Source organism: Halorubrum marinum (assembly GCF_048381195.1).
Classification (GTDB): Archaea; Halobacteriota; Halobacteria; order Halobacteriales; family Haloferacaceae; genus Halorubrum.
On sequence record NZ_JBLWMM010000001.1, the window covers coordinates 667,348 to 686,357 of the forward strand.

At 69.1% G+C, this 19,010-nt stretch carries 16 protein-coding genes; 5 read left to right on the top strand and 11 right to left on the bottom strand.

Annotated elements, in window-relative coordinates:
* Positions 1-39 precede the first annotated feature (39 nt).
* The 3 genes from ACNSN4_RS03275 (at position 40) to ACNSN4_RS03285 (ending at position 4,504) form a co-directional block, all read left to right on the top strand.
* A complete protein-coding gene (locus ACNSN4_RS03275; protein ID WP_418284327.1) occupies positions 40-909 on the top strand; it encodes a sulfite exporter TauE/SafE family protein in 870 nt (289 codons plus the stop codon).
* 1 nt (position 910) lies between these two features.
* Entirely contained in the window at positions 911-3,577 is a 2,667-nt protein-coding gene (locus tag ACNSN4_RS03280; RefSeq protein ID WP_418284328.1) for a heavy metal translocating P-type ATPase, read from the top strand.
* Positions 3,578-3,718: 141 nt separating this feature from the next.
* On the top strand, positions 3,719-4,504 hold the full coding sequence (locus ACNSN4_RS03285) for an aldo/keto reductase (RefSeq protein WP_418284361.1): 786 nt from the start codon (positions 3,719-3,721) through the stop codon (positions 4,502-4,504).
* Positions 4,505-4,552: 48 nt separating this feature from the next.
* Here ACNSN4_RS03285 and ACNSN4_RS03290 read toward each other — a convergent pair whose 3' ends face one another.
* Entirely contained in the window at positions 4,553-6,430 is a 1,878-nt protein-coding gene (locus tag ACNSN4_RS03290) for a S9 family peptidase (protein ID WP_418284329.1), read from the bottom strand.
* Positions 6,431-6,559: 129 nt separating this feature from the next.
* Here ACNSN4_RS03290 and ACNSN4_RS03295 point away from each other — a divergent pair, with 129 nt between their 5' ends.
* Positions 6,560-7,603 carry a glycosyltransferase gene (locus ACNSN4_RS03295; RefSeq protein WP_418284330.1) on the top strand — a complete coding sequence of 348 codons (1,044 nt, stop codon included), beginning with the start codon at positions 6,560-6,562 and terminating at the stop codon, positions 7,601-7,603.
* A gap of 93 nt (positions 7,604-7,696) precedes the next feature.
* Here the strand turns inward: ACNSN4_RS03295 and ACNSN4_RS03300 are convergent, their stop codons facing one another.
* The 6 genes from ACNSN4_RS03300 to ACNSN4_RS03325 all read right to left on the bottom strand — a co-directional run bounded on the left by ACNSN4_RS03300 (position 7,697) and on the right by ACNSN4_RS03325 (position 14,660).
* A complete protein-coding gene (locus ACNSN4_RS03300) occupies positions 7,697-8,323 on the bottom strand; it encodes a halocyanin domain-containing protein (RefSeq protein WP_418284331.1) in 627 nt (208 codons plus the stop codon).
* A 263-nt stretch (positions 8,324-8,586) separates the two neighbouring features.
* Positions 8,587-9,654, bottom strand: a complete 1,068-nt coding sequence (gene mfnA / locus ACNSN4_RS03305) for a tyrosine decarboxylase MfnA (protein WP_418284332.1) — start codon at positions 9,652-9,654, stop codon at positions 8,587-8,589.
* Positions 9,655-9,807: 153 nt separating this feature from the next.
* Positions 9,808-12,147, bottom strand: coding sequence for a phosphoenolpyruvate synthase (ppsA, locus tag ACNSN4_RS03310; RefSeq protein WP_418284333.1), 2,340 nt, complete (start codon positions 12,145-12,147; stop codon positions 9,808-9,810).
* Between the two features lie 354 nt (positions 12,148-12,501).
* Positions 12,502-13,227, bottom strand: coding sequence for a DUF8116 family protein (locus ACNSN4_RS03315; RefSeq protein WP_496923282.1), 726 nt, complete (start codon positions 13,225-13,227; stop codon positions 12,502-12,504).
* A gap of 15 nt (positions 13,228-13,242) precedes the next feature.
* Positions 13,243-13,896, bottom strand: a complete 654-nt coding sequence (locus tag ACNSN4_RS03320; RefSeq protein ID WP_418284335.1) for a DUF8054 family protein — start codon at positions 13,894-13,896, stop codon at positions 13,243-13,245.
* On the bottom strand, positions 13,893-14,660 hold the full coding sequence (locus ACNSN4_RS03325) for a nucleotide-binding protein (protein ID WP_418284336.1): 768 nt from the start codon (positions 14,658-14,660) through the stop codon (positions 13,893-13,895). Before ACNSN4_RS03325 ends, ACNSN4_RS03320 begins: the two co-directional genes overlap by 4 nt.
* A 155-nt stretch (positions 14,661-14,815) precedes the next feature.
* Here ACNSN4_RS03325 and ACNSN4_RS03330 point away from each other — a divergent pair, with 155 nt between their 5' ends.
* Positions 14,816-16,132: an MBL fold metallo-hydrolase gene (locus ACNSN4_RS03330; protein ID WP_418284337.1), complete on the top strand. Its 1,317-nt coding sequence runs from the start codon at positions 14,816-14,818 to the stop codon at positions 16,130-16,132.
* A 65-nt stretch (positions 16,133-16,197) separates the two neighbouring features.
* Here ACNSN4_RS03330 and ACNSN4_RS03335 read toward each other — a convergent pair whose 3' ends face one another.
* The 4 genes from ACNSN4_RS03335 to ACNSN4_RS03350 form a co-directional block, all read right to left on the bottom strand.
* Complete coding sequence (locus ACNSN4_RS03335) at positions 16,198-16,512, bottom strand: DUF8152 family protein (RefSeq protein ID WP_418284338.1); 315 nt, start codon at positions 16,510-16,512, stop codon at positions 16,198-16,200.
* Between the two features lie 7 nt (positions 16,513-16,519).
* Complete coding sequence (locus ACNSN4_RS03340) at positions 16,520-16,792, bottom strand: DUF7385 family protein (RefSeq protein ID WP_049906210.1); 273 nt, start codon at positions 16,790-16,792, stop codon at positions 16,520-16,522.
* A 52-nt stretch (positions 16,793-16,844) separates the two neighbouring features.
* Positions 16,845-17,636, bottom strand: coding sequence for an endonuclease V (locus tag ACNSN4_RS03345; RefSeq protein WP_418284362.1), 792 nt, complete (start codon positions 17,634-17,636; stop codon positions 16,845-16,847).
* A gap of 120 nt (positions 17,637-17,756) precedes the next feature.
* A complete protein-coding gene (locus ACNSN4_RS03350; protein ID WP_418284339.1) occupies positions 17,757-18,719 on the bottom strand; it encodes a rhomboid family intramembrane serine protease in 963 nt (320 codons plus the stop codon).
* Positions 18,720-19,010: the final 291 nt, after the last annotated feature.

The following is a 19,010-nucleotide window of genomic DNA, read 5'->3' on the forward strand; positions in this document are numbered from 1 at the left end:
CCATTAGCGCACGCGACCCCAACCGCCGGTAACTGACTCATGGACGTATCGCTGCTCCTCGGGACCGACGTGCTGCTGTTTCTCGCCATCGGGCTGCTCGGCGGAGCCCACTGTATCGGGATGTGCGGCCCCCTCGTCACGGTGTACGCCGGACGAATGCGGAACCGGGGAGAGCGCACGGACGGCGGGGCGGACGCGCCGTCGGTGGGCGACGGGAGCGCAGCGACCGGAACCGGCGGGACCGCCGACCGCCGCGGAAGCCACCTGACGACGTACGAGGTCCGCCAGCACGCCCTGTTCAACCTCGGGCGGGCGACGAGCTACGCGGCCATCGGCGCCGCGCTCGGTGCTCTCGGAGGCGTCGTGTTCGTCACGGCGGCGACGCTGACGGGTGCGGCGGAGGCGGTCCGCGGCGTCGTCGGTCTCGGCGTCGGTGCGGCCGTGATCCTCGTGGGGGTCCGGTACGTCCTCGGCGGCGCGACCGGGGGCGTCCACCTACCGGGACTCGGGCGGGTCACCGGCTGGCTGACCGGTCACGTCGACCGGCTCGCGAACGGCCCGGGAATCGTCGGGCTCGGGGCGGTTCACGGCCTCCTTCCCTGCCCGATCCTCTATCCGGCGTACCTGTACGCGTTCGCCAGCGGCTCCGCGGTCAGCGGGGGAATCGCGCTCGCAGCGCTCGGAATCGGGACGATGCCCGCGGTGTTCCTCTACGGGACCGTGATCGAGCACGTCGACGCGGTCCACCGACGACGGGTCCACCGGCTTCTCGGACTCGCGTTCGTCGCGCTCGGATACGTGTTGTTCGCACACGGGCTGATGGCGGTCGGGATCCACGTACCCCACCCGAGTCTGCCCTTCTGGAACCCGCTCGACGTCGCGGCGACCGGCGGTCACGGGGGGATGTGAGATGGGCGCGCCGCCGTCCTCCGACCGACCCGTCGACGAGGCGCCGGACTGCACGCTCTGTGAGCTCCCGACCGCGGGCGTCGACGTGACCGACGACGACGGCAACCGATTCTGCTGTGCCGGCTGTCGAGACGTTCACGCGGCGCTCGGCGACGCGGACGTGGACGCCGAGGCGGTGCGCGAGCGGCGACGCGCGGGCGGCGAGGGCGGTACGGACTGGGAGGGCGGAGCGCGCGAGGCAGACGACTCCGACGCCGACGCGACCACGACTGTCCCCGCCGACCACGATGCGACGTTCCTCGAAGTGGACGGGATGCACTGTGCGACCTGCGAGGCGTTCATCGAGACGGTCGCGGTCCGAACCGAGGGGGTCAGCGCCGCGAGCGCGAGCTACGTCACGGACACGGTCCGTATCGATCACGACCCCGACGCCGTCTCCACCGACGACCTCTCGGAGGCGGTGAGCGGGCTCGGCTACAGCGCGTACCCCCGCGACGACGCCTTCGCGCGGCGACAGGCCGACAACATGGCGACGGCCCGGCTCGCCGCGGGCGTGCTCGTCGGGATGGCGGTCATGCTCCAGTACATCGTCATCATCTACCCGACGTACTTCGCGTTCCCCTTCTACGACGAGCGGACCCTCTCGTACCTCAACGAAGCGATGGCCTCCTCGTCCGGGACGTACTTCTTCATCGTTATCGGCGTTCTCACGACCATCGTCCTGCTGTTCACCGGGAAACCGATACTTCGAGGGGCGTACGTCAGCGCGCGAACGCGCTCGCCGAACATGGACCTGCTCGTCGCGATCGCCGCGGTCAGCGCGTACGCGTACAGCACGCTCGCGGTGATATTCGTCGAGTCGCCCTCGATCTACTACGACGTGACCGTCGCGATCGTCGTGATCGTCACCGCCGGGAATCACTACGAGGCCTCGATCAAGCGTCGGGCGACGGAGCTGCTCTCCGATCTCACCGCCGTGCAGGTCGACAGCGCACGCCGACTCGTCGAGAGCGACGGCGACGGTAGAGACGCCGGTATCGGTCCCAGCCCCGATCCCGACCCCCATGCCGACGCCACCGAAAGCGTCTCGCTCGACGCGCTCGAACCGCGCGACCGTCTGCTCGTACGCGCCGGCGAGCGCGTCCCGGTCGACGGCGAGGCGGTCGGAGGAGACGCGGCCGTCGACGAGTCGGTCATCACCGGCGAGTCCATGCCGGTCCGCAAAGCGCCCGGAGACACCGTCGTCGGCGGCTCCGTCGTCGCTGACGGGTCGCTGACAGTCAGGGTCGGCCCGGACGCGACCTCCAGTCTCGATCGGGTCGCCGAGCTCGTCTGGGACCTCCAGAGCGGCAATCACGGCGTCCAGAAGCTCGCCGACCGGCTCGCGACGGTCTTCGTCCCGGCGGTGCTCGTCATCGCCGCGGTCGCCGTCGCGGCCAACCTCGCGCTCGGCAACGGCGTGACGACGGCGATGCTCGTCGGGCTCACGGTGCTCATCGTCTCGTGTCCGTGTGCGCTCGGGCTCGCGACGCCGCTCGCGGTTGCCGCGGGGATCCGCGACGCGCTCGAACGGTCGATCGTGATCTTCGACGACACCGTCTTCGAGCGCCTCCGCGACGCCGAAACCGTCGTGTTCGACAAGACGGGGACGCTCACGACGGGCGAGATGCGGGTCGTCAGCGCCGACATCGACGACGACCTCCTGCGGCTCGCCTCCGCGCTGGAGGGTCGCTCCGCGCATCCCGTCGGACAGGCCATCGCGGCGGCGCGCGTCGGCCATGAATCGGACGCCACGACCGAGACGTCGACCGGACCGCCTCCGGCGATCGCCGACGGCGGCTCTACGGACGACGGCACCACGGACGGCACCGTTGCAACGGCGTCGCGGGAGGAGACCGCCGATACTGCTGACACCGCCGACACCGCCTCGGTCGTCGAGTCCTTCGAGAGCCACGCGCGCGGCGTCTCGGGAGTGGTCGACGGGACGGCGGTCGTCGTCGGTCATCCCGACGTCTTCGACGAGCGCGGTTGGGACGTGCCGGACGCGATCCGCGAGGCGGTCGCCGAGGCGCGAGACGTTGGGCGCGTCCCGGTCGCCGTCGGTCGCGACGGAGCCGCTGAGGGATTCGTCGTGGTCGGTGACGAACTGCGCGAGGGGTGGGAAGAGACCGTCACCGATCTCGCCGACTCGGGCGTCGACGTCGTCGTCCTGACCGGCGACGACGAGCGCGCGGCGACGGTGTTCCGCGAACACGAGGCGGTCTCGGCGGTGTTCGCCGGGGTCCCGCCGGAGGGCAAAGCCGAGACGATCGAGCGGCTGAAAGCGCGCGGGCTCACCGTGATGGTCGGTGACGGGACCAACGACGCGCCCGCGCTCGCGGCCGCGGACCTCGGGGTCGCGCTCGGCGGAGGGACGGCGATGGCGGCCGACGCCGCCGACGTGGCGATCGTCGACGACGACCTCGGCTCCGTGGCGACCGTCTTCGAGCTGTCGCGGGCCGCCGGGCGGCGCGTCAAGGGGAACATCGGCTGGGCGTTCCTGTACAACGCGGTCGCGATTCCCCTCGCCGTAACCGGGCTGCTCAACCCCCTGTTCGCGGCGGTCGCGATGGGTACGTCCAGTCTGCTCGTCGTGACGAACTCCTCGCGGGCGCTGCTCGACGACTGAGATACGAGCCGGGTCACCTCACACCTCACCTGCTCTGACCCGCGAGGCCCCGCCGCGACCGCAAGGGACTTTCCGCTCACGGGCGTACGGGAGCGCATGTCAAAGCGAGAGCGGTCCTTCGAGACGCCGACCCACAGCGGAATGCCCGCCCTCGGCCTCGGGACGTGGGAGAACGACGACCCGGCGCAGTGTACCGAGTCGGTGGCGACCGCCCTGAACGCGGGCTACCGCCACGTCGACACGGCCCAGATATACGGCAACGAGGCCGCTGTCGGCGAGGGGATCGCCGCGTCCGACGTCGACCGCGAGGACGTGTTCCTCGCCTCGAAGGTGTGGATCGACCAGCTCGCGCCGGAGGACGTGATCGAGTCGACCCGCGAGAGCCTCGACAAGCTCGGCACCGAGTACGCCGATCTCATGTACGTCCACTGGCCGGCCGGCGCGTACGACCCCGCAGAGACCCTCCCCGCGTTCGCCGAGCTCCGCGACGAGGGGCTCGTCGACCGGATCGGCGTCTCGAACTTCGAGCCCGAGCACCTCGACGCCGCCACCGACGCGCTCGGCGAGGCCCCGTTCGCGAACCAGGTCGAGATGCACCCGCTGCTCCGGCAGGAGGAACTGCGCGAGTACGCCGACGCCAACGGGGTCGAACTCGTCGCCTACTCGCCGCTCGCCCGCGGGAAGATCCTCGACGACCCGTCTATCAGGGAGATCGCCGAGAAACACGCGGTCAGCGCGGCGCGGGTGAGCCTCGCGTGGCTCCGCGAGAAGGGCGTCACCGCCATCCCGAAGGCGACGGGCGAGGACCACATCGCCGACAACTTCGCGAGCCTCGAGCTCGAACTGGACGACGAGGACGTCGAGCGAATCGACGCGCTCGATCGGACCGACCGGCAGGTCGACCCCGATTTCGGCCCGGACTGGTAAGCGAGCGCCGAGTCGCTTTCGAAACCGATCTAACCCGTTCCCGAGCCCTCAGACGTGCTCGGCGAGGAACTCGACGACCTCGCGGTACGCCTCGATGCGGTTGTCGAGCTTCGCGAAGCCGTGGCCCTCGTCGTCGAAGATCAGCTTCCGCACGGGAACGCCCCGTTCGCGTGCCTTCTCGACGATCTGTTCGGCTTCACCCACCGGAACCCGCGGGTCGTTTTCGCCGTGCAACACGAACAGCGGCGACTCGATGGCCTCGATGTTGTTGATCGGCGAGATCGATTCGAGGAACTCCCGATCCTCGTCCAGCGAGCCGTACTCGGCCTCACGCAGTTTGCGGCGCCAGTCGCCGGTGTTTTCGAGGAACGTGACGAAGTTCGCGATGCCGACGATGTCTATTCCGGCGGCCCACAGCTCCGGATACTCCGTCAGCGCGGCGAGCACCATGAACCCGCCGTAGGAGCCGCCCATCGCGACGACGCGGTCGGAGTCCACCTCGGGGTGATCGTGGAGCCACTCGACGCCGCTCCGGATATCGGCGACCGAGTCCATCCGCTTCTCCACGTCGTCGAGCGCGGAGTACGCCTTCCCGTACCCCGAGGACCCGCGGACGTTCGGCTCGAACACGGCGTACCCGTTGTTCAGCAGGTACTGGGTGACCGAGGCGAAGGAGGGCCGACGCTGCGACTCGGGGCCGCCGTGGATGTCGACGACCACGGGGTAGCCGTCTTCGGGCGGTTCCGTCGCCGGGACCGAGAAGAACGCGGGGATCTCCCGGCCGTCGAACGTCGGGTAGTGGACCAGTTCGGGCTCGACGAACGTGTCCGAGGGGATACCGGCGGTCGAGGCCGCGGTCCAGCGCTCGGTCTCGCCGGTCGTCGAGTCGACCACGTACACGTTCGCGTTGTGGGCGCTCCCGGTCGCGGTGATCGCGAAGCGGTCCCCGTCGGGCCCGAAGCTCACGCCGCCGGCGACGCCTTCGGGAAGGTCGGGGGTCGGGAGCGGATCGATCCGGTCGGGCTCGACTAGTTCGCCGACCGTGATCTCGGTGTAGCCGTCGACGTTGCGCGAGTACACCACGCGGCGGGACTCCTCGTGGACCGCGACGCCGTCGACGTTCCACCCGTCGTCGCCGCCGGGCTTCACGGGGGAACCGCCCTCCTCGTCGTCATCGTCGTCGCCCGCACCGCTCCCGCCCGCTCCGGAGGCGACCACGGAGAACTCCCCGGTCGCGAGGTCGAGCCGCTCCAAGCGGAGGGTGTCGCTGTCGCGGTCGGTGACGAGGTAGAGCCCATCCGCGTCTGGCCCCCACTCCGGGCTGGCGTATCGCACGTTGCCCTCGTGAGGCGTGTGATGAGTCAACTCACCGGTCGCCAGTTCGAGGGTGTACAGGTCGTGGTCGAACGAGGAGTGCGCCTCGTGGACGATCAGTCGATCGTCGCTCGGCGCCCACCCGGCGACGGAGAGCCATCCGTCGCCCTCGTACACCAGTTCGGCGTCGTTGCCGGTCTCGTCGCGTCCCTGGACATACACGTCGAATACGGCCTCGTCGCGGCGGTTCGAGGCGAACGCGAAGCGGTCGCCTTCGCTGTCCCAGCCGCCCCACCGGTGTTTCGCCCCCGGACGCGCCGTCAAGTCCGTGATCACGCCTGACTCGTAGTTCAGCAGGTACAGCTGTGCGCGCTCGTTCCCGCCCTCGTCCATCCCGAACACGGCCTCTGTCCGCTCCGGAGAGGAATCGACGAAGGAGACGGACTCCTCGAAGAACGTGTGTTGTTCGGGCCACCCCTCCGACTCGTGAAGCGACCACACCTGGCCGGTTCCGGTCGTGTTCAACAGGAAGGAGAGCCGTCCGTCGGGGCCCAAGTCTGCGCCGCCGGCGCTGCGAACGTTGAGGTACCGCTCGATATCGTACCTGTGCATGGGGTCTGATTCCCGCCGCGGTGTGAAACCGTTTCGGGTGGTTGACCGTTGCGCGTGTGACGAGCCGATGGTTGCCGGATCGGTCCCGATGCCGTGTCTTTTTATTCGCCCCCGTCGTCCGGTCGGCGTATGCGCGTCGCGTTCGTCTCGCTTTTCGCTCCCGGGCACGGCGACACTCCGGCCCGAAATCGAACGCGACGAGTCGCCCGCGGGCTCGCCGACCGCGGTCACGACGTCACGTGGCTCTGTGCCCGCTGGTGGGGCGGCGACCACGACGTCTTCGAGGAGGAGGGGATCACGTACCGCTCGGTGACTGACGATCCGTCGCCGACGGCGTTCGCGGCGCGGCTGCCGCTCGCGCTCCGCCGCGTCTCTCCGGACGTGATCCACGCGGTCAACACGCCCCCGACGCCGGGAATCGGCGCGATCGTCGCGGGAGCGCTCTCGCGGGCCCCGATCGTCGTCGACTGGTGGCGCGATCACCCCGCGGACTCCGTGCGTCGCTATCGAGTTCTCGCGCGCAGCGCCGACGCCGTGACGACGCCGTCGCGGACGACCAAAACGCGGATCCGCGAGTACGGTGCGGACGGCGACGACGTCCGCGTCGTCCCCGAAAGCGTCGACTTCGGGCTCGTCGAGGACGCTCCCGTCGACGACCGGTTCGACGCCGTCTACTCCCGGCGGCTGGACCGCCACGCCAACGCCGAGACGTTTCTGCTCGGCCTCGCCGAGCTTCGCGGGCGCGACTGGACCGCCGCCGTGATCGGTGACGGTCCGGAGCGCGCTCGGATCGAGTCGATGGCGAACGACCTCCGGATCGCTGACCGCGTGACGTTTCTCGGCGACCGTCCGCTTCGCGAGCGCGTGTCGATATTTAAGGGAACGCACGTCGTCGCCGCGACCGCGACGTGGGAGACGTTCGCCACGGAGCTGTTGTGGGCGCTCGCGTCCGGCTGCGTCGCCCTCGTCGAGTATCAGGCGGACTCCAGCGCCCACGAACTCGTCGAGGGCCGCGAGCGCGGTCGGCTCGTCACGAGCCCGGCCGAGCTCGCCGACGCGTTCGTCGCCGTCGGCCAGCTCGAACGCCGATCGATCGACCGCGACTTCGCGAGCTACGACCACGGCGCGGTGCTGGATCAGTACCTCAGCACGTATCAGACGCTCGTGGACTGATCTCGAGGCGAACGCGACAGACCCGAACGGACCGCAACAAACACCGGCGTCACCGCGACACGCGACCGCTCTCGTCGGGTGATCGTGCCGCCGTTATTCCTGCTGTGTGATCGTGCCGCCGTACTTCATGAAGACGAACGCGAGCCCGAGCGTGCTCACCATCGCGATGAACGTCGCGATTCCGAGCGCCCGAGCGCCCTGCGGGACGAACACCGCGTTGCCGCCGCCGCCGCCGACTTCGACGGTGTCGACGTCGTCGCCGACGGCGATGCCGGCGTGCATCCCGACCGCGTCGTGAGGCACGCAGTGGTAGTGGGTGATCCCCGCGTCCTCCTCTGTCACCTCGTACTCGTAGGTGTGTCCCTCCTCGTCGACGGCGTCGCCGCTGTCCAGACCGGCCGGACCGTCGACCGTGACGACGTTGTGCGCGCCGCCCGCGCCCGTCCACTCGAAGACGATGGTCGTTCCCGGATCGACCCACAGCTGCGTCGCGTCGAACGCCAGCCCGTCGTCGTCGGCACCGACCACGACGGTCACCTCGTCTTGGCCACGTGCGTCCTCGTAAGTGCCCAAATTCCCGTTGGTGACACCGCTCGGCCAGTCCGGTTCTTCTTCTTGTGCGGCGGCCGTTCCAGCGGTCGCCGTCGCCGCCCCGGCGGCTGCGGCCGCGCCGCCCGCCGTCCGCATGAAGGTGCGCCGAGAGACGTCGTCCGTACTCATACAGCCCGGTTAGTGACGGCCCGTAGTGAATATGTTGATCCGGACGCGGGGAGTCGACTCCGTCGCAGAGCCGGCGGGCCCGTACTGCCGCTCTTTTTCCCCGCAGTTTATCCCCGATACCGGGACGATGCGAGCGCGTGACCTGACGCTATCCCCGGCCCGGTCGAGGCGGTCGCGCGGCGAGCCGCCCGGGGGCGCCGAGCGCCGCCTGTTCGCCAGTCGCTGACCCGTCAGCCGATCGTTGTCGCGGTCGGATCTGCTAGCTAGCCACGGATCCGGTCGAGATCGGCGACGAACTGCCGGAGCGCCTCGCGCGTGACGTGGGGCATGCACACGACGCGCAGCTCTCCGGCGCCGGTTCGCGAGACCTTCCACCCCGCCTCTCGGAGGGCGTCGAACTCCCGCTCGGGGACGGCGGCGGCGACGAGCGGGAGCTCCGGTTCGACGACCTGGTACCCGCGGTCCGCGAGTGCGTCCGCGAGCCACGCGGCGTTGTCGGCGGCTCGCTCCGCCGACTCGCGGTACCCGTCCGGCCACAGCGCCTCCATGGCCGCGACCGCGCCGGCGACGCCCGCCCCGCTCCGCGTCCCGGTCAGGGTCGCCTGGGAGCGCGTCTCTAGATAGGGGGTGTCGACGGCGAGCGCGTCCATCGCCGCCGCGTCGCGGGCGAGGAGCCCGCCGGCCGGGACCGGTGCCTGCCCGAACTTGTGCGGGTCGATCGTCAGCGTGTCGACCGCGGCGTCGTCGAACGCCCACGCGTGGCCGGTGAACGGAAGGAGAAACCCGCCCCACGCGGCGTCGACGTGCATTCGTGCGCCCGCGTCGTGTGCGATCCGGGTGAGTTCGGGGATCGGATCGACGCGCCCGTACTCCGTGCTTCCCGCGACGCCGACGACCAGCGCTGTCGACGCGTCGACGGCGGCTTCCACGGCGTCGGTTCGAGCCCGGTAGTCGTCGTCGACGGGGACGGTCCGCAGTCCGACGTCGAGCAGCTCCGCGGCCTTGTGAAACGAGAAGTGACCGCTCTCGGGAACCACGACGTTCACGTCACTCGCGTCGTGTCGGTTTCGTGCCGATCGGACCGCCTGCACGTTCGCCTCCGTTCCGCCCGAGGTGACGTAGCCGGTCGCGTCGATCGGCGTCGGGTGGCTCGTGAGCCTCGCGAGCAGCTCGACCGCCCGCTCCTCCGTCGCCGCGATCGTCTCGTACGTCGCCGGATCGCCGGGATTACTCGCGAGAAAGCGCTCGGCGGCGCCCCGGGCTGCGGGATGCGGCTCGGTACACATCGAGGAGAGCACCCGGTCGAACGACTGCGGCTCGGGCTGCTGCATTCGGACGAACGTTGCCGCGAACCGTCTTACTCGTTCCGTTCTTCAGTTCTTCGGCTTCGTGGCGGTCGAACCGCCGAGGCCGCGTTCGGCGGATCGGTTCAGCGGACCGGATCCGGTGAACCGGACTCGGCGAACCGATTCAGCGGACCGGACTCAGCGGACTGAGTCTAGGAGGAGCCGCTGTTCGGTCCGCTTCACCTCGTGTTGGACATCGCGAACGGCGTCGATGTTCGCCGAGATAGAGGAGACGCCGGCCTCGACGAGGAACTCCACCATCTCCGGCTTCGATCCGGCCTGTCCGCAGATGCTGGTGTCGACATCGAGTTGGCGACACGTCTCGATCGTATCGCCGATGAGCCGTAACACGGCGGGGTGAAGCTCGTCGAACCGGTCGGCGACGTGTTCGTTGTTCCGATCCACCGCGAGCGTGTACTGCGTGAGGTCGTTCGTCCCGAACGAGGCGAAGTCGATGCCGGCGTCCGCGAGCTCTTCGATCTGGAGCGCGCTCGCGGGCGTCTCGATCATCACGCCCCAGCGGTGGGTCTCGGGATCGATCCCGACATCGCGCATGTGGCCCGTGATCCCTTCGACGTCCGCGGCGTCGTTGACGAGCGGGAACATCACCTCCAGGTTGTCGTATCCCATGTCGAAGAGGCGTGCGAACGCCGCGAGCTCCTGCCGGAACGGGGCCGGCTTATCGAGGCTGCGGCGAATACCACGCCAGCCGAGCATCGGGTTGTGTTCGTTCGGCTCGCCCTCGCCGCCCTCCAACTCCCGGAACTCGTCGGTCGGGGCGTCGATGGTTCGGACGCGGACCGGTCGGGGGTAGAACTCGTCGGCGACGCGCCGGACGCCCTCGATGAGCTCGTCTTGGTACGCGCGGGCCCCGTGGTCGGCGATGTACTTCTCCGGCGTCTTCCCGAGGGTGAGCACCATGTGCTCGATCCGAAGCAGCCCGACGCCGTCGGCGCCGGTCGCCGCCGCACGCTCCGCCGCCTCCGGGATCGAGACGTTCACTTTGACCTCCGTCGCAGTCATCGGCTTCACCGGCGTCTCCGGTCGCGCGGCCTCCACGGGCTCGAACTCCTCACCGGGTTCGGCCGCTTCGTCGGCGCCGGCGCGAACGGTTCCCTTGTCGCCGTCGATCGTCACTCCCTGTCCGTCGGAGAGAATCCGAGTGCCGTTTCCGGTACCGACGACCGCCGGAACGCCGAGTTCGCGGGAGATGATCGCCGCGTGGCTCGTCATGCCGCCCTCGTCCGTGACGATCCCCGCGGCGCGTTTCATCGCCGGAACCATATCCGGCATCGTCATCTCCGTCACGAGGATGTCTCCGTCTTGCACCTGATCGAGGTGATCGAGTTTGTGGACGATTCGAACGGTGCCGGAAACGGCGCCGGGGCTGGCACCGAGCCCGTCGACGAGGACGTCTCGATCTTCGCCACCGTTGGCAGCGTTGGCTCCCGCGTTGACGTCTCCCGCGCTGACGGCCTGACCGCTCTCCGCCGAGCCGGAGGTCCCAGCCGAGTCGGCGTCTTCGTCCGCTCGGATCGTCGTGATCGGTCGCGACTGGAGCATGAATATCTTGCCGCCGTGGAGTGCCCATTCAACGTCTTGCGGCGTCCCGTAGTGACTCTCGACCCGTTTGCCGAGCGCGACGAGCTCCTCGATTTCGTCGTCTGAGAGGACCCGCTCCTTCCGCCGATCGTCACCGACATCGAGCTGGACCGTCTCGCCAGTGTCGGGATCTTTTACCATCTCCACTTTCTTGTCGGCGACCGTCACGTTCTCAACGGCGCCGCTCTCGCGGTCGTACACGTAGTTGTCGGGGGAGACCGTGCCGGAGACGACGGCCTCGCCGAGACCCCATGCGGCCTCGATCGTGATCTGCGGGTCGCCGGTGGAGGGGTGGCTGGTGAACATCACGCCCGACTTTTCGGCGTCGACCATCCGCTGCACGACGACTGCGATGTCGACGTCGGCGTGCGGGAACCCCCGCTGTTGGCGGTAGTAGATCGCTCGCTGGGTGAAAAGCGAGGCCCAACACTCCTTCACGCGTCGGAGCAGGTCGGCCTCACGGACGTTGAGGAACGTCTCCTGTTGGCCAGCGAACGAGGAGTCGGGCAGGTCCTCCGCGGTCGCCGACGACCGGACGGCGACGAACGCCTCCTCGCCGTCAGAGCCCATCGACCGATAGCTATCGAGGATCTCCTCGCGTACCGCGTCGGGGAACGGCGTCCCGAGGATGAGTTCCTCCGCCGCCTCCTCGGCTTCACGGAGTGCGGCGGAGTCCTCGGGATCGACGTCGACGGCTGCGAACAGCTCCTCGTCGATTTCCGCTTCTTCGATAAACGTACGGTACGTGCCCGCGGTGACGGTGAACCCCGGTGGTACCGGAAGCCCCGCACCGATGAGTTCACCGAGCGACGCCGCCTTCCCACCGACGGTCCCGACGTCGTCGGCGTTGACGTCCTCCAGCCAGAGTATTGCCATTCTGTATCCGGAGGATCCGCGAGCCGACGTATGAAGCTTCCGGCCGGAGACACGGTGAATAAAAGATTACTCGCGCGCGAGTTATCCCGGAGAGTCATCTGGGAGGAGTGCGGGGTCGTCAGAGGGCTCGTCGAACCGGCAGTCGCATTGGATCGGACAGGTCCGTCGTTCACGCTGTCGAGACGTGGCCACCGAACTGTCCAGATGGGGTGGAGGGCCGAAGCGGGGAGGAACGACGAACCGGTGTACGGCTCGTACTCTCCCGTAGGATAACGACTTGCCTATAGTTACCTCTCGAAACGAGAATCGGTACCGACACATGTTACAACAGTTGTAACACTCGGCCGGGGACGGTCACGGACGCGAAAGCCGCTCTCGCTCTGCAGACAACAATCGTTCCCAGAGGCGAAAGAGGGTACTGTCGAGGCCGTACTGATCGTTGATGCGAGCGACCCACTCGTCGTCGGCGAACAGGTGTCGCTGGAATCGTCGCACGTCGGCGGACAATGCGGACCGATCGCCCGCGTAGTACGACAGCGACTCCTCACGGGTTCGTTCGACCAGATCCGCCGGGACCGCAATTCCGTCCGCGGCCGCGACGTGGACGAACCACTCCACGTGCAGGAGCGCGTCGGCGAGGAGGAATCGATCACGGAATCCCGAAACGCCCGCAAGAGCCGGTCTGCCGTCGATCCTCACGTCACGCGGCCGGGAGAACCGCGGGGCCGTCACGGTGATGTTAGCACGCTCGGCGACGGCGGCCGCGACGCGGCGGAGCCGCCACTCGCCGTATCGGACCGGCGCAATCAGTCCGAGTTCGTACCAGAGCGGCATCCACTCGCAGTACGGTTCGGAGAAGACACCGTCGGCCAGCAGCGTCGCCGCGACCGATCGCGCGGCGGCGGGCGGTAGGTCGCTCGGGTTCTCTCGGAGTGTCGTCGTCACACGCTGTCCGTCCAGCGCGTCCGCTCCGTCGAATCCCATCCCGTCGGCGACGTGGTGCGTGTACGCGCGACCCGCCGCGTACCAGTCCGCGAAGTCGGCGGGGGCAGTCAGTCGAAGGAGGCGAAGTACGGTGATGCGTGATATTCGCGGTCACCCATCAAAACCGCTCCGCTCGTCGGCACCGACGCCACGGGGCCGCCGCCGACCATCCCCATCGGACGACCGTTCGCTCACGTCGTCGAGGGCACCGTCGAGCCCCCACTCCTCGGCGCGGCTCCGGGCCTCTGCCTGCGCCTGCTCGCGGATCGCCTCGATCCGCTCGTCGTCCTCGAGAAACGCAGCGACCGCGTCCGTGTCGGTCTCGGCGTCCTCCTCGATCCGATCGCCCGGGGCCGCGTCGCGCACTCGGTCGGCGAGGGCCTGATCGTCGGCGAGTTCCGTCGCGGCCGCGCCTGGCGCGACGCGAAGCGCCGCTTCCTCGTGAGCGGATTCGAGCGCCGACGCCTCGACTGCGTACAGCTCCACCCGATACGGTCCGGGCACTGCTAACTCCGCGAGCGCGTCGGGGCCGCCGCTGTCGGTCACCGTGTTGTACGCGAGCACCGGTATCCCGTTCTCAAACGTGAGGACTCCCTTCGCCTCGCCCGACAGGAGGAGGGTCTCCTGCGGGATCAGCGTCGCGTACCCGGTCACCTCCCGATCGAGCGCCCGCGACAGCGTCGTGCCCACGTCGGAGACGACCCGCGAGCGGAGGAGATTCCCCCGCGGGATCCGGAGCTCCGGCGGATCGGTCGTCTCGGTCATGGCGTGTCGGGCACGACCGCGCTCCGGAATCGATCGGCGACCGCGTCACCGTCCCGATCGCGGACGTCGAGTCGAGCCGCGGCGCGCCGGTAGCAGGCGGCCGGCTCGCTCTCCGGCGCGTGCGCGAGCAGCGGCTCGCCGGCGCGGCGCGCGGCGCGGACCACGTCGCTGTCGGGGACGCTCGCCAGCGTCGGGCCGCCGAAGTGGCGTTCGACCTGTTCGGCCACGTCGGCGGCGTCGCTCCGGACCTTGTTGAGGAGGACGCCCGCGGTCTCCGTCCCGTACGACCGGGCGTACTCCTGAACCTTGAGCCCGTCTGAGAGCGCCGGAATCGTCGGTTCGACGACGATCACGACGCGGTCGGCGAGCACGACCGGAAGCACGGCTGACTTCGATCCGAGCGCAGCCGGCGAGTCGAGCAGGAGCACGTCGGTGTCGCGCGCGAGTTCGGCGACCACGTCGCGGAGGCGCGCCGGTTCGGCGGCCTCGAACCCCGCCAGCGACGTGCCACAGGGGACGACGGAGAGTCCGAATCGGTCGTATACTGCCTCAGAGACATCCGTTGCGGTTCCCTCGACGAGGAGATCGTGGAGGGTGACCGCGGCGTCGTCGAGTCCGGCGTGAAATAGCAGATTCGCCATCCCCGTGTCGGCGTCGACGACGGTGACGTCGTGCTCCTCGGCGAGCGCCATCCCGAGCGCGAGCGTGCTCGTCGTCTTCCCCGTGCCGCCCTTGCCGCTGGCGACGGCGAACGCCTCGACCATACACCGATCTGCCCTACCGCTCGGTTAAAAACTGTCCATCGCCGGTGCACGTCGGGTCGCGGTCGCCGTCCCGCCGATCCGGGACCACTCGCTTCCCCCGGCGTCGTTCCGCTGACCCGGGACAGCGTTTTGTTCGACGGCGCCGTGTATCCCCCATGACTACCGTTATCAGTGCGGAGGCGTTCCGCGACATGATCGACGAGCGCCGACGCGGCGAGCGGTCCTTCGTCCTCGTCGACACCCGGCCCCGAGAGAGCTTCGAGGGCTGGCGGATCGCCGACTCGGTCCACTACTTCTACAAGCCGCCTCACGAGTTCGACCTCGACGATTTCGAGGCGGAGACCGGACTCGACGCGAGCGACACGGTCGTCACGGCCTGCGCGAAGGGGAAGGCCTCGCTCGACTTCGCCGAGGAGCTGGAAGCCGCCGGATACGACGACGTTACCGTCGTCGAGGACGGGATGCGCGGCTGGTCGGGCGTGTACGACCGAACCGCGGTTCCCCTCCCCGACGCTGGCGACGACTCGCTCGATATAATCCAGATTCAGCGGCGCGCGAAGGGGTGTCTCGGCTACCTCGTGATCGGCGGCGCGCGGGAACCCGGCGAGCGCTCCGACGAGGCGTCCGACCGCCTCGCCATCGCTGATTCCGATGGCTCCGACCGCCTCGCCATCGCTATCGACGTTTCCCGTCACGGAAACGAGTGGCGTGAGGCTGCCGCCGAGCACGGCGCATCGATCGGGGCGGTCCTCGACACCCACGTCCACGCGGACCACCTCTCCGGCGGCCGGTCGCTCGCGGACGAGCTCGACGTTCCGTACTACCTCCCGGCCGCGGCCGCCGATCGCGACGTGGCGTACGCCTTCGAACCGATCGGTCGCAACGAGACGCTCGGCGTCGGCGGCGTCGACGTGAAGGCGCTCGCGACGCCCGGCCACACCTCGGACATGGCGAGTTACTTAGTCGGACGGTCGGCGGTCCTCACCGGCGACACGCTGTTCACCGACAGCGTCGGTCGCACGGAGCTGCAGTTCGGCGAGGAGAACGCCGACGATACCGCGGGCGGGACGGCGGCGGACGGCGACGATTCGGCCGGCGCGACGCAGGGCGCAACCCAGCTGTACGACTCGCTACACGGGACGCTGCTCGCGGAGCCGGACGGTATCGTCGTCTGCCCCGGCCACTTCGCGGTCGCGAACGACGGCACTACGGATGACGTGGTTCCCGGCGAGCCCGTGGTGACGACGGTCGGTGCGGCGCGCCTCGACATCGACGTGCTCGGGCTCGATCGCGAGGCGTTCGTCGAGCGCATCACCGCGACGCTCCCGGAAAAGCCGCCGAACTACGAGTCCGTCATCGCCGCAAACCGCGGCGTCGAGTCGCCGCCGGACGAGACCGCAGCGATCGAGTTAGAACTCGGCCCCAACCGCTGCGCGGCGGACGCGGACGGAGCGTCGACGGCGGACGACTGATCCCGGGTTGGCGGGAACGCCGAGTCAGAGACGGCGTTGACGCACTTCGGTTCGGGCGTCGGTCGTCACTCCCCGTCCGTTCGATTCGCGATTCGGTTCGCGAGCTCTCGCGCGGCGGCGACGCGGTCGTCGGCCTCCCGGTCGCCGGTCCCCTCGACTTCGGCGAGCAGCCCTCGGATCTCCTCGGCCCGCCGGACGACGGTGGCGTCGTCGACGGTGCCGCTGGCGACCTCCGCGGCCAGGGCCTGCGCCTCGCCGAGCCGCCAGCCGGCCTCGCGCTTCACGGGGCGCTCTTCGGTGGCCACGAGGTGTTCGTGTAACGCGGTGACCGGATCGAACTCGTCGCTCACTGTCTCGTCACCGTCGCTCTGTCTCGTCATCGTCCCGTCACTCGTCGTGGATGAACACGAGTCGCTTCGTTTCGGTGTTACACAGGCACAGGTCGATCCCGTCGCGGGTCGCGCCGATCTGCTGCCAGCCGTGGTCGCTGACGAACAGCGTCTGGAACACGCCGCGGTCGCAGTCGGGGTTCGGACAGCCGACGCCCGCGGCGTTCTTATAAACGGTCGTGCCGCCGCCGGAGCTCTGTCGCACTAACCCGTCTCGTAGCGAGCGGAACTCCTCGGCAGACATCGGTCCGTCCGTGTCCTCGTCTCCCATACGTCCCGATTCACGGCCCACGATATAAAAACCGCCTGCCAGTGGCAACTGCTCACACGGAAACCGATCGCTTCGCTGCGTCCGCGGCCGCGTCGGCGATTCGAGTCGGCTCGGGGAGCTTGTAGCCCGCACACAGTAGCTCGACGAGGTCGGTCGCTGTTTCCGCCGAGGTCCGGTGGCCGGGGCTCACGTACAGCGGATTGATGCGGCGGCTGTTCGGATACTGCCGCGACTGGTAGGCGTGGCCGATGACGGACGTCGCGGCCTCGTCGGTCTCGACGCTGGCGTCCGCCCGGATCGGGGTCCGCCACCCCTCGGGTCGCTCCTGCGTCGGCTCCGCGGGCGTCCCGCACAGCAGGCTCTTCGCGACGCCGACGCTCGGCACGTCACACAGCACGCCGGCGTGCGTCGCGATGCCCGCCTCGCGGAAGTGAATCCGTCCGGAGCCGTCACAGACGAGCAGGTCGGGGTCGGCGTCGAGCGCGTCGAGCGCCGCGAGCAGGGGTTCGCCCTCACGGAACGCCAAGAGGCCCGGAATATAGGGAATAGAGAGGGCCGTGCGCGCGCTCGCGTACTCGATCACGACGCCGCCCTGAATCGCGACCGCCGCGGAGACGGCCTCCTCATGGCCGCTTTCGCCCGCTTCCGGCGTCAGAAACGCCTGATCGACGCCCACGACGACCGGGGCGTCCGGGTCGAGGTCGGGATTGTCGTCGTCCGGTCGTGCCGGCGGCAAGCCGTCCGTGAGGTCGGCGGGCTCGTGGATTTCGACCGCGGCGGGGTCGAACCCGAGGTCGTCGGCGAACGTCGCGGTCGCGGCCAACTCCCGCTGGAGCGATTTCATTTCGGTAGTCGACAGCGACGGATCGGGGAGAAATTCGGGTCGCGCGAGGTCGTCGGTCGCGATAGCGGTTGGATCGGTAGTTCCACCGTGGTTCGACGGCGCGAACGGGGAGGGGGGCATTCAGAACCGCCCGCCGGGGCCGCCCGGACCGCCGGGACCACGCGGTCCCCGAGCGCCGCCCATCTGGATCCCACCCGGCCCGCCCGCGGACCGCGCGAGCGCCTCGTTCCGCTTTCCGAACGCGAGCCCGACCGCGAAGCCGATCAGGTGCGCGAGATGCGCGATGCCACCGACGCCGCCGGTTCCCGTCGAGACGACGAGGAACGCGGAGACGAGGGCGATCCCCCACGTGAGGTACTTCAGCTTCATCGGGACCACGAAGAACAGCAGGATCTCCATGTTCGGCCGCCAGACGGTGAGCACACCCAGAATCGCGAATCCGGCGCCGCTGGCCCCGAGCACGCCGACGGTCGGGGCGTTCGTCGCCACCGCGAAGAGGACGTGGCCGAGGCCAGCGAGGATCCCCGCGCCGAAGAAGAACCCGAGGAATCGCTTCGATCCGACGGCGCGCTCGACGAGGGGTCCGAAAAAGAACAGCACGATGCTGTTTCCAATGATGTGGAAGAGGCTGAACCGCGAGTGCGACAGCACCGACGTGACCCACGTCCAGACGTTGCCGAGGGCGTCCGATCGGAGGACGAAAATCTGACTGTGGACGGCGTCGCCGAACAGGAGCGTGACGGCCCACTGCGCCGCGAAGGTGATCCACATCGCCGCGAGCAGGACGTAGGTCACGTTTCCGCGGAAGTAGCTCACCACCCCACCCGTGCTCGTCTCGCGCTCGACGCGCTGTTTGACGCGCGTCGCGACGCCCGCGGGCTCGCCGCCCCCGCCGCCGCCGGCGCGGTTCTCCACCCCGTCGTCGAAGCCGCTGTCGAAGACGCCGCCCGGGTCGTCCCACTCCGCGAGCCCCGGACAGTTGTGGTTCTCCGGTAAGCGGTGGTCGGCACAGAACGTCTTGCCGCACCGTCGACACTGATACGGGAGGTTCTCGTACTCCCCACACACGTCGCACGTCGCCATTGGCGCTACTTATGCGGGCGGTCGTAAAGCGGTTTGGCTCTACACGCGGTACCCCAATAGGGAGCCGGCGGCCTCGATGATGGCTTATAAACGGTATTTGATGGCACAGCGGCCAACTCCTCCAAAGCCCCGGCCGGGAGGGCCGCCCCGCACCTCCGGAAGGCGGTCCTGCTTGCTCACTTCGTTCGCTGCGCGGGCTGCGACTTCCGCGCTCCCGTTCGTTCCACTCGCGGGACCGCGACCGCACCTCTCACCTCCCCAGCCTCGTCGCTGGCGGCCGACGCCGCCAGC